Origin of the sequence: Exiguobacterium sp. UBA6282 (genome assembly GCF_002440475.1) — a bacterium.
GTDB lineage: Bacteria > Bacillota > Bacilli > Exiguobacteriales > Exiguobacteriaceae > Exiguobacterium_A.
Genome location: NZ_DJUM01000026.1, coordinates 45,348 through 58,224, shown reverse-complemented (window position 1 = coordinate 58,224; position 12,877 = coordinate 45,348). Strand labels below are relative to the sequence as shown.

The window sequence follows — 12,877 nt, the reverse complement described above, 5'->3', positions numbered from 1 at the left end:
CTCCGTCACGATGATCCGTTCCCGGTCTTTTTTCGTCTGTTCGATTTCAGCTTTCGCGCGGACGATGATTGAGCCACGTCCTGTCTCATAAGCGCGACGAATCCCGCTACGACCAAGAATTTCACCAGCTGTTGGGAAATCAGGTCCCGGAATGTGCTGCATCAGTTCTTGGATCGTGATTTCTGGGTCGTGGGACAATGCTAAGACACCATCGATGACCTCACCTAACTGGTGCGGCGGAATGTTTGTTGCCATCCCGACCGCGATCCCGCTTGAACCGTTGACGAGCAAGTTCGGGAAGCGCGACGGTAAGACTTCCGGTTCGCGTTCCGAACCATCGTAGTTATCTTTGAAGTCAACTGTGTTTTTGTTGATATCGCGAACGATCTCCATCGCGATTTTTGACATACGAGCTTCCGTATATCGCATCGCAGCCGCCGAGTCTCCATCGACAGAACCGAAGTTTCCGTGTCCATCGACGAGTTCGTAGCGGTAGCTGAAGTCTTGCGCCATGCGGACCATCGTGTCATAGACGGCAGAATCCCCGTGCGGGTGATACTTACCGATGACTTCCCCGACGATACGGGCAGACTTTTTATGTGGTTTATCGGCACGAATACCGAGGTCGTTCATCGCATAGAGAATCCGGCGGTGTCCGGGTTTTAAGCCGTCCCGTACGTCCGGAAGAGCACGTGCGACGATGACGCTCATCGCGTAGTCCATGAAGGACGTACGCATCTCTTGACTGATATTAATATCCTTGATGATTCCGTGATTTTGTTCGGACATGCTTCTGGCCACCCTCTCTGTTCAGCGTTAAATATCCAGGTTCTTGACGTAATGTGCGTGAGATTGAATGAAGTCGCGTCGTGGTTCGACCTGATCTCCCATCAAGATATCGAAGACTTCATCCGCTTCGATCGCATCTTGAAGCTCAACACGCAACATTTGACGACCACTTGGATCCATCGTCGTTTCCCAAAGCTGCTCTGGATCCATCTCTCCAAGACCTTTATAGCGCTGAATATCGTACCGTGCGTTTTCAGGAAGCGCTGCAAGCGCCTCTGTCAATTCACGTTCGTTATGCACGTACGTGATGTTCTTCCCTTGTTTGATTCCGTATAGCGGTGGCTGAGCGATATAGACGTATCCATGCTCGACAAGCGGACGCATGTAACGGTAGAAGAACGTCAACAAGAGTGTCCGGATGTGGGCACCATCGACATCGGCATCGGTCATGATGATGACTTTGTGGTAGCGTGCCTTCTCGATATTGAATTCAGAACCAATACTTGTCCCGAGTGCCGTGATGATCGTCCGGATCTCATTGCTTCCAAGAATCTTATCAAGACGTGCTTTCTCAACGTTCAAGATTTTACCACGAATCGGTAAGATTGCTTGGAAATGACGATCACGTCCGGATTTCGCAGAACCACCCGCTGAGTCACCCTCAACGATATACAATTCGGAAATCGACGCATCACGTGACGAACAGTCGGCTAGTTTACCTGGAAGCGAGCTGACTTCAAGAACACCTTTACGGCGTGTCAATTCACGTGCGCGTTTCGCTGCCATCCGGGCGCGCGACGCCATCATCCCTTTTTCGACGATTGCGCGTGCGTTCGTCGGATTTTCAAGCATGAACTGCTCAAATGCACCAGAGAAGAGCGAATCCGTGACCGTACGTGCGTCGGAGTTCCCGAGTTTCGTCTTCGTCTGTCCTTCGAACTGCGGGTTCGGGTGCTTGACGGAAACGATCGCTGTCATCCCTTCCCGTACGTCTTCACCGGACAGTGTACCGTCTGCATCCTTCATCAGACCGAACTTTTTCGCGTAATCATTGATGACGCGTGTTAAAGCTGTCTTGAAGCCGGTCTCGTGCGTACCACCCTCATGCGTCGGGATGTTGTTCGTGAACGAGTAGATGTTTGACGCAAATCCATCGTTGTACTGAAGTGCGACTTCGACTTCGATGCCGTCTTTTGTGCCGTGTACGTAGACAGGTTCTGCGTGAACGACTTCTTTTGAACGGTTTAAGTGTTCGACGTAAGATTTAATCCCACCTTCGTAGTGGAAACTACGCGTCATCGGCTCATCCGCACGATCGTCCGTGATGATGATCTTTAAGCCTTTGTTTAAGAAAGCAAGTTCCCGCAGGCGTGTCGCTAGCAAATCGTAGTCATACTCGAGCGTTTCTTGGAAAATCTCACCGTCTGGGAAGAAACGAATCGTCGTTCCAGTCTCTTCTGATGTTCCAATCACTTCAAGATCTTGTGCTGGTACACCGCGATGATACGCTTGGTAATACAACTTTTCATTCCGTTTAACGAATACTTCAAGTTTCGTCGACAGGGCGTTAACGACCGAGGCCCCAACACCGTGTAATCCACCCGATACTTTATATCCGCCACCGCCGAATTTACCACCGGCGTGGAGGACTGTCAGGATGACCTCAACGGCAGGACGACCCATCTTCTCTTGAATGTCGACTGGAATACCGCGTCCGTTATCCTCGACTAAGATCGAGTTCCCTGGTTCGATCGTGACTTTGATCGTGTCACAGTATCCTGCGAGCGCCTCATCGATCGAGTTATCGACAATCTCCCATACGAGGTGATGGAGACCTTTTGATGCCGTCGAGCCGATATACATCCCTGGACGTTTACGTACTGCTTCTAATCCTTCAAGAACTTGAATCTGATCGGCACCGTATCCTTGTTCCAATTCCATATCTTCATGATTACTCATCGGTTTTCTCACCTACTGTTTCTTTATATGATGTCTCTTCCAAATCGACCGTCCCTTGTTTCACGTGGAACAACTTCGCTTGGTTGATCGTTTCATGCGCAATCCCATCGACGCTTGTCGTCGTCAGGATCGTCTGGACCTTTTGTTGCATCGTATCGAGCAAATGTGTTTGACGATGATCATCAAGCTCGGATAAGACATCGTCGAGTAGAAGAAGTGGATACTCTCCGACTTCCTCGTGAATCAATTCGATCTCTGCAAGCTTTAACGAGAGGGCTGCTGTTCGTTGTTGTCCTTGTGAACCATATGTTTGGACGTTTCGTCCGTTGACTTCCATCTCAAAGTCATCGCGATGTGGTCCAAACAACGTAACTCCTCTTCGGATTTCATTTTCTTTTATTTTACCAAACTTCTGCGTGTAGGACGCAGTCATTCCTTCGACATCGAGTAATTCAGTGCCAAATGTGTCCGAACGATAGATGAGCGCGAGTTCTTCCTGTCCACGACTAATTCCGTCATGAATCGGTCGTGCCCACTTTTCGAGTTGGGCCATGAAATGATGGCGGCGCTGAACGATTTTAACGGCTAGCGTAATCATTTGCTCCGTCAAGATATCAAGGAAGGTCTCGTCTCCTCCCTTCATGGACAGTTGTTTCAGCAACGCGTTGCGCTGCTTCAACACTTTCAGATACTGACTCAATTCATGCAAATAGACCGGGCTAACTTGACCGATCTCCATATCGAGAAACCGTCGGCGGACTTGTGGACTACCTTTGACGATATGCAAATCTTCTGGGGCGAATAAAACGATGTTCAGTGCCCCGACATAATCACTCAAGCGTCGTTGCTCTAGATGATTTAGTTTTGCTTTTTTCCCGCGACCCGAGATGACGATCTCCTGGACATGAGAACCTGTTCGTTTGACGACACGTCCTTCGACGCGCGCCGTCTCCTGGTCCCAACCAATCAGTTCCTTATCATGCGTCGTCCGGTGAGACTTCGCGAGAGCGAGAACATAGATCGCTTCCAATAAGTTCGTCTTCCCTTGTGCATTTTCACCAATCAGAACATTCGTCTTTTCGGAGAATGACAGTTCGAGTGCGTCATAGTTGCGATAATGACTGAGTCGGACTGAATCCAGCCGCACGTTAGTTACCCTCGTTCTTGATGATGAACTGACCGTAGTCTTCTACATCAATGATGTCTCCATCCCGTAATTTACGACCACGTCGCTGATCGACTTCGCCGTTGACTAGAATTGGCACCTCTGCTAAAAACGGTTTGGCTTGCCCTCCGCTTGAGATGATATCCGACAGTTTCAGGAACTGCCCTAATGTGACATATTCCGTTGTAATTCTGATTTCTTGCATGGATTGACTCCTCCTACCTACATATTATAAATGACGTACTCTTTATTGTACTAAATATTGAACGATTTAGCAAAATTCCCGAACGTATATACGCTATACGAAAAAGACGGGTCCGATGTCGAAACGATCGAACCCGTCTTGTCACGTGTTTTATGTTGATGCTTACGCCGTCCGGACTGGAAGAATCAGTTGCAAGACGTTATCTTGATCAACTGGATGCAAGATGAATGGACGAATCGAACCCGTGAACTGGATTTCGATATCTGTCGCGTCAAGCGCCTTTAAGGCATCCATCATGTACTTCGAGTTGAACGAGATTTTCAGTTCTTCCCCTTCAAGCGAAAGGATGCTGACTTGCTCCGAGACTTTCCCGACTTCTGGTGAATGCGAAGAAATCTCGACCGCTGTCGTTCCTTCAGCTGCAAACTTGATGACGTTGTTACGGTCCTCACGTGCGAGCAGTGACGCGCGATCGATCGCTTGGAGCAATTCTTTCGCGTTCATGCGGACAGCTGTCCGATACTCTTCTGGAATCAAACGTGATGTATCCGGATAGTTTCCGTCAAGTAGACGTGAGAAGAAGAGGACGTGTTTCATCTTGAACAAGATTTGTTGGTTCGTGATCGTAATATCCACATGACCGTCCCCAAGTAACTTCGATAATTCATTTAAGCTCTTACCAGGAACGATGACGTTCTGGAACGAGATGTCCGTATCTGTCTCAAACTGAGCACGACGCAAGGCTAAACGGTGACTATCCGTTGAGACACACGTCAAGATGCCTTTGTCGGCTGAGAAGTTCACACCTGTGAGAACAGGACGTGTTTCTTGAACAGCGACAGCAAAGCTTGTTTGACGAATCATCGACCGTAAGAGATCAGCCGGTAAACGGAAACGTTGTCCCCCATCGACTTGTGGAAGACGTGGGAACTCATCTGGATCAAGACCGTTTAAATGGAATTCCGCTGTTCCTGACTGAATCCGTGTCATAAAGTTCGGTGAGACTTCAAGTGTCACTTCGTCTTTTGGCATCTTTTTGACGATATCGCCGAAGAAGCGGGCATTCAAGACGACACTACCAGCACGGTGGACCGTGACATAAGACGTTCCGTTCTCTTCTGCATAGATCGTCCGTTCAATCGAGATTTCTGTATCGCTTCCTGTCAGCGTCATGCCATCTCCATGAGCTTCGAGTTTGATCCCTGTCAGAATCGGAATCGTCGTGCGGGATGAGACCGCTTTGGCTACATCTTGTACTGCTTGAATTAAAGCTTCGCGTTGAATGGTGATATGCATATCGTCGTTAGACTCCTCTCGAAAATAATGGGCATGCGCCCATCATAACATAATAATATATTTTTTTAATAATAGTCTTAGGGGCTGTGGATAGTGTGGATAAGTCGGTGGATAACTTGATATAGAGCCAAAAACGGTGTGGATAAGTTGTGGATAACCACCCTACTTTATCCACATGTTTATCCACAGTTTTACGAATGCTTCAATTCATGTTTGATTTGTTCGATGACTTTTCCTGTTTCACCGTCTGATTTGATCAACATACTGATCTTTTCATGGGCATGGATGACGGTGGTATGGTCGCGTCCTCCAAATTCCTCCCCAATCTTCGGTAATGAGCTTTCCGTCATCTCACGCGAAAGATACATCGCGATTTGACGTGGAAAGGCAATCGATTTCGTCCGTTTCTTCGCCTTAAGATCATCAAACGGCAAGTTGAAATGCTTACTGACCGACTCCTGGATGTCACGAATCGTGACTTTACGCGGTTCGGCGACTGGCATGATGTTATGCAAGGCTTCTGCAGCGACATTTGGATCAATCGGTCGTCCGACGAGATTCGCATAAGCGATGACACGCGTCAACGCTCCTTCGAGCTCACGGATATTCGTATCAATCTGACTCGCGATGTAGAGCATGACTTCGTTTGAGACATCAAGCTGTTCAGCATTCGCCTTTTTCCGTAAGATTGCAATCCGTGTCTCGAGATCCGGTGGCGTGATGTCGGTAATCAATCCCCATTCAAAACGAGAACGGAGCCGATCTTCAAGCGTTGGAATCTCTTTTGGCGGTCGGTCACTCGAAATGATGATTTGTTTTTGGTCGTTATGCAGTGCATTAAATGTGTGGAAAAACTCTTCTTGCGTCTGTTCTTTGCCCGCAAGGAACTGGATGTCATCAATTAAGAGGACATCGATGTTACGGTATTTATTTCGAAACTCAACCGTCTTATTATCACGGATGGAGTTAATAAAGTCATTTGTAAAGCGTTCAGAAGAGACATAGGCAATCCGTGTCCCAAGATTTTGATCTTGAACGTACTGTCCGATGGCATGCATCAGATGGGTTTTGCCAAGACCAACGCCACCGTAGATGAAAAGCGGATTATATGCTTTAGCAGGTGCTTCAGCAACAGCCAGTGAAGCGGCGTGTGCAAAACGGTTCCCCGATCCGATGACAAATGTATCGAACGTGTACTTCTCATTTAATTGTCCAAGTTCACTCATCGTCAGTTCATCTGTCGGTTTGCGCGTGTTCAATGGACGTGATTTTGGAGCCGGTGTTGCTTCGATCCGTTCCTCTTCTTGTCGATCGAGCATTTTCTTCGCTTGTCCCTCTTCAATGAACTGAATATCGAGTCGGCTTCCGGTTACTTCCTCAACTGTGTCTTCGAGTAAAGATAAGTACTGGCGCTCAAGCCACGTCACCGTAAATGCAGCCGGTGCTGAAACGAGTAAAGTCGTTCCATTTAGCGTAACGCCTTCTGTGGACTTCAACCACATATCATAACTGGCTTTCGGTGTTCGTTCCTCTTCCTCAATCACAGATAAGACATTATGCCAAAGTTCGGCAGCGTTTTTCATAAATACCCCCCTTTTTTTATCAAGATAGAAAAAATTTGTACACAGGCTTATACACAGACAAAGTTAATGAAGAAACTCGACTTATCCCCATAACGTAAAAACTGTGGATAACGTTATCCACAGGTAGTTGAATCTGTGTATAAAGTTATCCACAGGGTGTGTATAACTTGTTTTGTCCTAAGCGATCAGGATCATGTTATGCACAATTAGTGTATCAAAAGAAATGAGCTCTGGCAATGGTTGGAATGATTTATCCACAAGTAAATTCAATCGTCCACAGGTAGTTACCCACAAGCTGTGGATAGTGTGGATAAATTGTGGATAAGAGGTGGATAACTTTTTGAAAGAGGAAGCGTTAAAAAATAGTTATTCACAAAATACAAAAGAAGTGGAAAAAGGAAATCCAAAATCGAGGATTGACGTCGATTTTAAAAAATACTATCGTAGACAAAGTGAAGAGTTATCCACGGAAAGTGTGGATAATGTGGATAAGTCTGTGGATAGGTGGATAAGTCTATCAATCTGTTCTTTGTGATCCAGTCGCATTCTATTGTGTAATAGAGTTTGCATGCTGGAATCCTATCGCCTGTTTTTAAGAAACAAACCTTTACGCAAGGCGAGAAATCTTCCGAACTTTCATTGACAATGCCACAAACAGTTTATATAATGTACAAGACTGCCTTAAAGTAGAAAATAACAATTGGTTATAAAGATCTTTTAAAGGAGGTGCAGACGAATGAAACCAACTTTCAACCCAAACAACCGTAAGCGTAAAAAAGTTCACGGATTCCGTGCGCGTATGGCTACGAAGAGTGGCCGCCGTATCTTGGCTGCTCGCCGTCTTAAGGGCCGCAAAGCCTTGACTGTCTAATGCATTGATGCATCCATCACTTCGGGCATGATCCGAGGTGATTTTTTTTTATGTTTTTTAGTGTGTTCGTGCTTTTGTCACATGCGCCCTATCGCGTCGCATGTTTATTCTATGATATGATGAGAGACGACGAATTTTCGTAGTGTCAGGATGGAGTGTGAATAAGGTGAAGAAGGAATACCGCGTCAAGAAAGACAAGGAGTTCCAAGCGGTGTTTACTAAAGGAGCCTCTGTCGCAAATCGGCAATTTGTCGTGTATGCCTTGAAAAAGGAGCAACAGACTCACTTTCGGGTTGGTTTATCCGTCAGCAAGAAAATCGGGAATGCCGTCGTCCGGAATCAGGTGAAACGGTATCTTCGGGAAGCATGCCAGCAGCATGAAGCCTCGATTGCCCCGAATTATGATTTGGTGATCATCGCGCGCAATCCGGCCGCTAAGATGACCGCGCAAGAAGTGGCTGACAGTCTCCGTCACGTCCTCAAACGTTCCGGTGTCTGGATGCGATCAAAAAAATGAATCGTAGCAATGTATCCTGTTGATTTGTACGGCGCTCCCTTTCCTTGCCTTACTATAGAAGAAGATGGCGTTCGACAAAGCGTAAACAATTTCTAGGAGGAATTATGAACAAGAGAACTAAGATTTGGTTAACTCTCGGGCTCATGTCTGTGCTCGCGATCGTGTTATCAGGTTGTGCACCGACGAACTATGGCGCACACGAAGAGATCACAGCAAATACTGATGGTTTTTGGAAACATTATTTTGTTTGGCCGATGGCGTGGTTGATTCGCGAAATTTCGCATCTTGTCGGAAATGATTTCGGAATCGGAATCATCATCACGACACTTCTCGTTCGTCTTGTCATCCTTCCGTTGATGATCAAACAAACGAAGAGTATGGGTGGAATGCAAGTCATTCAGCCTGAAATGGTGAAACTTCGTGAGAAATACAGCTCGAAAGACCAAGAGACGCAACAGAAATTGCAACAGGAAATGATGAAGCTTTATCAAGAGCATAACGTCAATCCGCTTGCTGGCTGTTTACCGATCTTGATCCAAATGCCGATCTTGATTGCGTTCTATAACGCCATTATTTATACGCCGGCTATTTTCCAACACACATTCCTTTGGTTTAACCTCGGAAAACCGGATCCATTCTTCATCTTGCCGATCATGTCTGCGGTACTAACGTATCTACAGCAAAAGATCTCGATGGCAGGTCAAGAAGACAATCCACAAATGAAAATCATGCTCTACGTCTTCCCGATCATGATCTTCATCATGGGGGTCACACTCCCATCTGCCCTTTCTCTTTACTGGGTCGTCGGTTACATCTTCTCGATCATCGTCACGGTCGTCATCATGAAGCCAATGCGTGAAAAGATCAAAGTGCAGACAGAGGCAACACTTGCAGCAAAACGCGATAAGGAAGCGGCGCAAGCAGCTCCGGCTCCTAAAAAATCGAAAAAGAAACGCTAATACGTGAAGAGCGACGCTTTGTTTTGACAGAGTGTCGCTCTTTTTCTTTTGCGTCATTTCGTGTATAGTTGTTTCGTTATACCCATTGCAACGATTAAGGATTGAACACGTATAAAAAGACAGAAGAAAAACGAGGTGGAAGAACGGATGATGGAATTTGATACGATTGCCGCGATTTCGACGCCGATGGGAGAAGGGGCGATTGCGATCGTGCGCTTATCGGGTCCTGATGCAGTCGCTGTAGCCGACCGCGTCTATAAAGGAACCAACCGCTTGACGGAAGTACCAACCCATACGATTCATTACGGGAAATTGGTCGATCACGAGGCGGATCGTGTTGTTGATGAAGTGATGGTGAGTGTCATGCGCGCACCAAAGACGTTCACACGTGAAGATGTCATCGAATTGAATTGTCATGGAGGAGTCGTCGCGGTCAATCGTGTCCTCGAACTCATCCTCGCACAACCGGAAGTCCGATTAGCGGAACCGGGTGAATTCACGAAACGCGCGTTCTTGAACGGACGAATCGATTTGTCGCAGGCGGAAGCTGTCATGGATCTCATCCGCGCGAAGACGGATCGAGCGATGCATGTCGCCGTCAGTCAAATTGAAGGACGTCTCTCAAAACTCGTCCAAGACTTACGTCAACAACTGTTGCAGACGATTGCTGCGATCGAAGTCAACATCGATTACCCGGAATATGACGCAGAAGAGATGACACAACAGATCGTCGAACGTGACGCTGGAGCTGTCCGCGCGATTCTGGCAGAGTTATTAACAACGGCACGCCAAGGAAAAATCCTTCGTGAAGGGTTATCCACAGCGATCATCGGTCGTCCGAACGTCGGTAAATCGTCTTTGCTCAACACATTGGTGCAAGAAGCGAAGGCCATCGTCACGGATATCGCGGGAACGACACGCGATACGATCGAGGAGTACGTCAATGTTCGTGGTGTACCACTAAAGTTGATTGATACGGCAGGGATTCGAGAGACGGAAGATATCGTCGAACGGATGGGTGTCGAAAAGTCGCGTCAGGCTTTAAAGACGGCCGATTTGATCTTACTCGTCCTAAACGGGAACGATGTCCTAACGGACGAGGACGTTTTGCTGTTTGAAGCGATTAAAGGGATGAACGCGATCATCATCGTCAACAAGAGTGACTTGGCGCAACAGATTGATTTGGTACGTGTCACGGAACTTGCCGATGGTCGACCAATCGTTACGACGTCCTTGCTCGAAGAAGCAGGGGTCAACGATCTTGAAGCGGCGATTGCGAGTCTGTTCTTTGAACAGGGTGTCGAGAGTCAAGATATGACGTACGTCTCGAATGCACGACATATCCAACTGATCAAACGCGCGAGTCAAATGATTGAAGATGCCCTCGGTGCAGCAGAAGCAGCGATGCCGATTGACATGGTACAGATCGATTTACGACGGGCATGGGACACGCTCGGCGAAATCAATGGAGATACAGCACAGGATAGTTTATTGGATCAGTTGTTTTCGCAGTTCTGTCTCGGGAAATAATTCGAGACGACTGCGTGTGGAATAAGAAGGAGGAACCATTACTATGGCTTATCAAGCAGGTGAATTCGACGTCATCGTCGTCGGAGCCGGACATGCCGGCATCGAAGCCTCTCTTGCTGCGGCACGAATGGGCTCGAAAACGGTCATGTTGACAATGAATCCCGATATGGTCGGATTCATGTATTGCAACCCGTCGATCGGTGGTCCTGCAAAAGGGATCGTCGTCCGGGAAATCGATGCGCTCGGTGGTGAAATGGCACGCGCAATCGATGCAACGTATATTCAAATGAAAATGTTAAACACGTCAAAAGGTCCTGCTGTACGAGCATTACGGGCGCAGGCGGATAAATTCGAATACCAAAACCGGATGAAAAAAGCGCTCGAGGATGAGCCGAATTTGCTCTTGCGTCAAGCGCTCGTCGAACGGTTGTTGATCGATGAAGAAGGACGTTGCGTCGGTGTCGTCACGAATACAGGGGCGGAGTACCGGGCGAAAGCGGTCATCATCACGACCGGAACGTTCATGCGCGGGAAAATCATCATCGGTGAATTGTCGTACGAGAGTGGTCCGAACAATCAGATGCCATCGATCAATCTATCGAAACATCTTGAAGAACTTGGATTTGAGCTCGCACGTTTCAAGACAGGTACACCACCGCGAATCGACGGGAAAACGATTGATTACTCGAAGACAGAGATTCAACCAGGTGACGAAGTAGCGCTTCCGTTTAGTCATGAAACGACTCAGATGATCACGGAACAGATCCCATGCTGGTTGACGTATACGACGGAGTATACGCATCAATTGATCGATGCGAACCTGCACCGTTCACCGATGTTCTCTGGGATGATTAAAGGGACAGGTCCCCGTTATTGCCCATCGATCGAAGATAAGGTCGTCCGGTTCAACGATAAACCGCGTCACCAAATCTTCCTTGAGCCAGAAGGTCGCGATACGGAAGAAGTCTACGTGCAAGGGTTATCGACAAGTTTACCGGAAGACGTTCAACACGATATTCTCCGCTCGATTCCTGGGCTTGAGAATTCAGAAATGATGCGTCCTGGTTATGCGATTGAATACGATGCCGTCGTTCCGACACAACTCTGGCCAACGCTCGAAACAAAACGTGTTCCTGGTTTATTCACAGCGGGTCAAATCAACGGAACAAGTGGTTATGAGGAAGCAGCGGGACAAGGGATCATGGCAGGAATCAATGCCGGACTACAAGTCCAAGGCAAAGAACCACTCATCTTGTCACGTTCACAAGGCTATATCGGTGTCATGATCGATGATCTCGTCACGAAAGGTACGAACGAACCGTACCGCCTCTTGACGTCACGTGCCGAGTACCGCTTGTTGCTCCGTCATGATAATGCGGATCTTCGTCTGTCGGAAATCGGACATGAACTCGGTTTGATCTCGGAAGAACGCCAAGCGAAGTTGCTCGACAAACAAGAGCAAATCCGTCTTGAGATGAAACGTCTTGAGAAGGTCGTCATTAAAGCGACACCGGACGTGAATGCACAGCTAGAAGAGATTGGTGCATCGCCACTTAAGGAAGCCTTGCATGCGATCACGTTGCTGAAACGCCCGGAAATCACATATGCGATGATTGCGCAGATGACACCACCGGAAACACCATTGTCTGCAGAAGCAGCAGAACAAGTCGAAATTCAAGTCAAATATGCCGGCTACATCGATAAACAACTCGATCAAGTCGAAAAAATGATGCGGATGGAGCAAAAACGGATTCCGGATCGTCTCGATTACGATGCGATCAGTGGATTAGCGATTGAAGCGAAACAAAAACTAAACCAAGTGCGTCCGCTCTCGATCGGACAAGCATCCCGGATTTCAGGGGTTAATCCATCTGATATCTCGATCTTGCTTGTCTATATCGAACAAGGCCAATACGCATTGACTGCGGAGTGAACGAGATGAACCAACAGCAATTCGTAACAGCATTGGCAGCACAGGGACTTGAGGTCTCAGAACATCAGTT

12 protein-coding genes are annotated in these 12,877 nt (G+C 47.5%); 6 read left to right on the top strand and 6 right to left on the bottom strand.

Annotation, left to right across the window (positions count from 1 at the left end; genetic code table 11):
* The 6 genes from B2751_RS08410 to dnaA all read right to left on the bottom strand — a co-directional run.
* Nucleotides 1–789, bottom strand: a 789-nt coding sequence (locus B2751_RS08410; RefSeq protein WP_290774234.1) for a DNA gyrase subunit A, incomplete at its 3' end; no start/stop codon positions are given.
* Between the two features lie 27 nt (nt 790–816).
* A complete protein-coding gene (gene gyrB, locus B2751_RS08405; protein WP_200864062.1) occupies nt 817–2,730 on the bottom strand; it encodes a DNA topoisomerase (ATP-hydrolyzing) subunit B in 1,914 nt (637 codons plus the stop codon).
* Nucleotides 2,731–2,740: 10 nt separating this feature from the next.
* A complete protein-coding gene (gene recF / locus B2751_RS08400; RefSeq protein ID WP_035411720.1) occupies nt 2,741–3,895 on the bottom strand; it encodes a DNA replication/repair protein RecF in 1,155 nt (384 codons plus the stop codon).
* Between the two features lies 1 nt (nt 3,896).
* Nucleotides 3,897–4,118: a S4 domain-containing protein YaaA gene (gene yaaA, locus B2751_RS08395; RefSeq protein WP_023469865.1), complete on the bottom strand. Its 222-nt coding sequence runs from the start codon at nt 4,116–4,118 to the stop codon at nt 3,897–3,899.
* Between the two features lie 162 nt (nt 4,119–4,280).
* Nucleotides 4,281–5,414 (bottom strand): DNA polymerase III subunit beta, encoded by a 1,134-nt coding sequence (dnaN, locus tag B2751_RS08390; RefSeq protein ID WP_023469864.1) that lies wholly within the window; start codon nt 5,412–5,414, stop codon nt 4,281–4,283.
* Between the two features lie 191 nt (nt 5,415–5,605).
* Nucleotides 5,606–6,997 (bottom strand): chromosomal replication initiator protein DnaA, encoded by a 1,392-nt coding sequence (gene dnaA, locus B2751_RS08385; protein WP_056064610.1) that lies wholly within the window; start codon nt 6,995–6,997, stop codon nt 5,606–5,608.
* A gap of 340 nt (nt 6,998–7,337) precedes the next feature.
* Between dnaA and B2751_RS08380 the strand changes: the two genes are divergently transcribed.
* From B2751_RS08380 to mnmG, 6 genes are all read left to right on the top strand, one after another.
* Nucleotides 7,338–7,532: a hypothetical protein gene (locus B2751_RS08380; protein ID WP_290774230.1), complete on the top strand. Its 195-nt coding sequence runs from the start codon at nt 7,338–7,340 to the stop codon at nt 7,530–7,532.
* A 201-nt stretch (nt 7,533–7,733) separates the two neighbouring features.
* Complete coding sequence (gene rpmH, locus B2751_RS08375; protein WP_012371910.1) at nt 7,734–7,868, top strand: 50S ribosomal protein L34; 135 nt, start codon at nt 7,734–7,736, stop codon at nt 7,866–7,868.
* 166 nt (nt 7,869–8,034) lie between these two features.
* Nucleotides 8,035–8,385, top strand: coding sequence for a ribonuclease P protein component (gene rnpA, locus B2751_RS08370; protein ID WP_023469862.1), 351 nt, complete (start codon nt 8,035–8,037; stop codon nt 8,383–8,385).
* A 104-nt stretch (nt 8,386–8,489) separates the two neighbouring features.
* Entirely contained in the window at nt 8,490–9,344 is an 855-nt protein-coding gene (gene yidC / locus B2751_RS08365; protein ID WP_035411724.1) for a membrane protein insertase YidC, read from the top strand.
* A 147-nt stretch (nt 9,345–9,491) separates the two neighbouring features.
* Nucleotides 9,492–10,874 carry a tRNA uridine-5-carboxymethylaminomethyl(34) synthesis GTPase MnmE gene (gene mnmE / locus B2751_RS08360; RefSeq protein WP_056064613.1) on the top strand — a complete coding sequence of 461 codons (1,383 nt, stop codon included), beginning with the start codon at nt 9,492–9,494 and terminating at the stop codon, nt 10,872–10,874.
* A gap of 43 nt (nt 10,875–10,917) precedes the next feature.
* Nucleotides 10,918–12,807, top strand: a complete 1,890-nt coding sequence (gene mnmG / locus B2751_RS08355) for a tRNA uridine-5-carboxymethylaminomethyl(34) synthesis enzyme MnmG (RefSeq protein WP_290774227.1) — start codon at nt 10,918–10,920, stop codon at nt 12,805–12,807.
* Nucleotides 12,808–12,877 lie beyond the last annotated feature (70 nt).

What these genes read in the sequence shown, in the direction of transcription:
- gyrB (WP_200864062.1), bottom strand. Translation starts at nt 2,730, where the DNA reads ATGGAATTGGAACAAGGATACGGTGCCGATCAGATTCAAGTTCTTGAA.
- yaaA (WP_023469865.1), bottom strand. Translation starts at nt 4,118, where the DNA reads ATGCAAGAAATCAGAATTACAACGGAATATGTCACATTAGGGCAGTTC.
- dnaN (WP_023469864.1), bottom strand. Translation starts at nt 5,414, where the DNA reads ATGCATATCACCATTCAACGCGAAGCTTTAATTCAAGCAGTACAAGAT.
- dnaA (WP_056064610.1), bottom strand. Translation starts at nt 6,997, where the DNA reads ATGAAAAACGCTGCCGAACTTTGGCATAATGTCTTATCTGTGATTGAG.
- rpmH (WP_012371910.1), top strand. Translation starts at nt 7,734, where the DNA reads ATGAAACCAACTTTCAACCCAAACAACCGTAAGCGTAAAAAAGTTCAC.
- yidC (WP_035411724.1), top strand. Translation starts at nt 8,490, where the DNA reads ATGAACAAGAGAACTAAGATTTGGTTAACTCTCGGGCTCATGTCTGTG.
- mnmE (WP_056064613.1), top strand. Translation starts at nt 9,492, where the DNA reads ATGATGGAATTTGATACGATTGCCGCGATTTCGACGCCGATGGGAGAA.
- mnmG (WP_290774227.1), top strand. Translation starts at nt 10,918, where the DNA reads ATGGCTTATCAAGCAGGTGAATTCGACGTCATCGTCGTCGGAGCCGGA.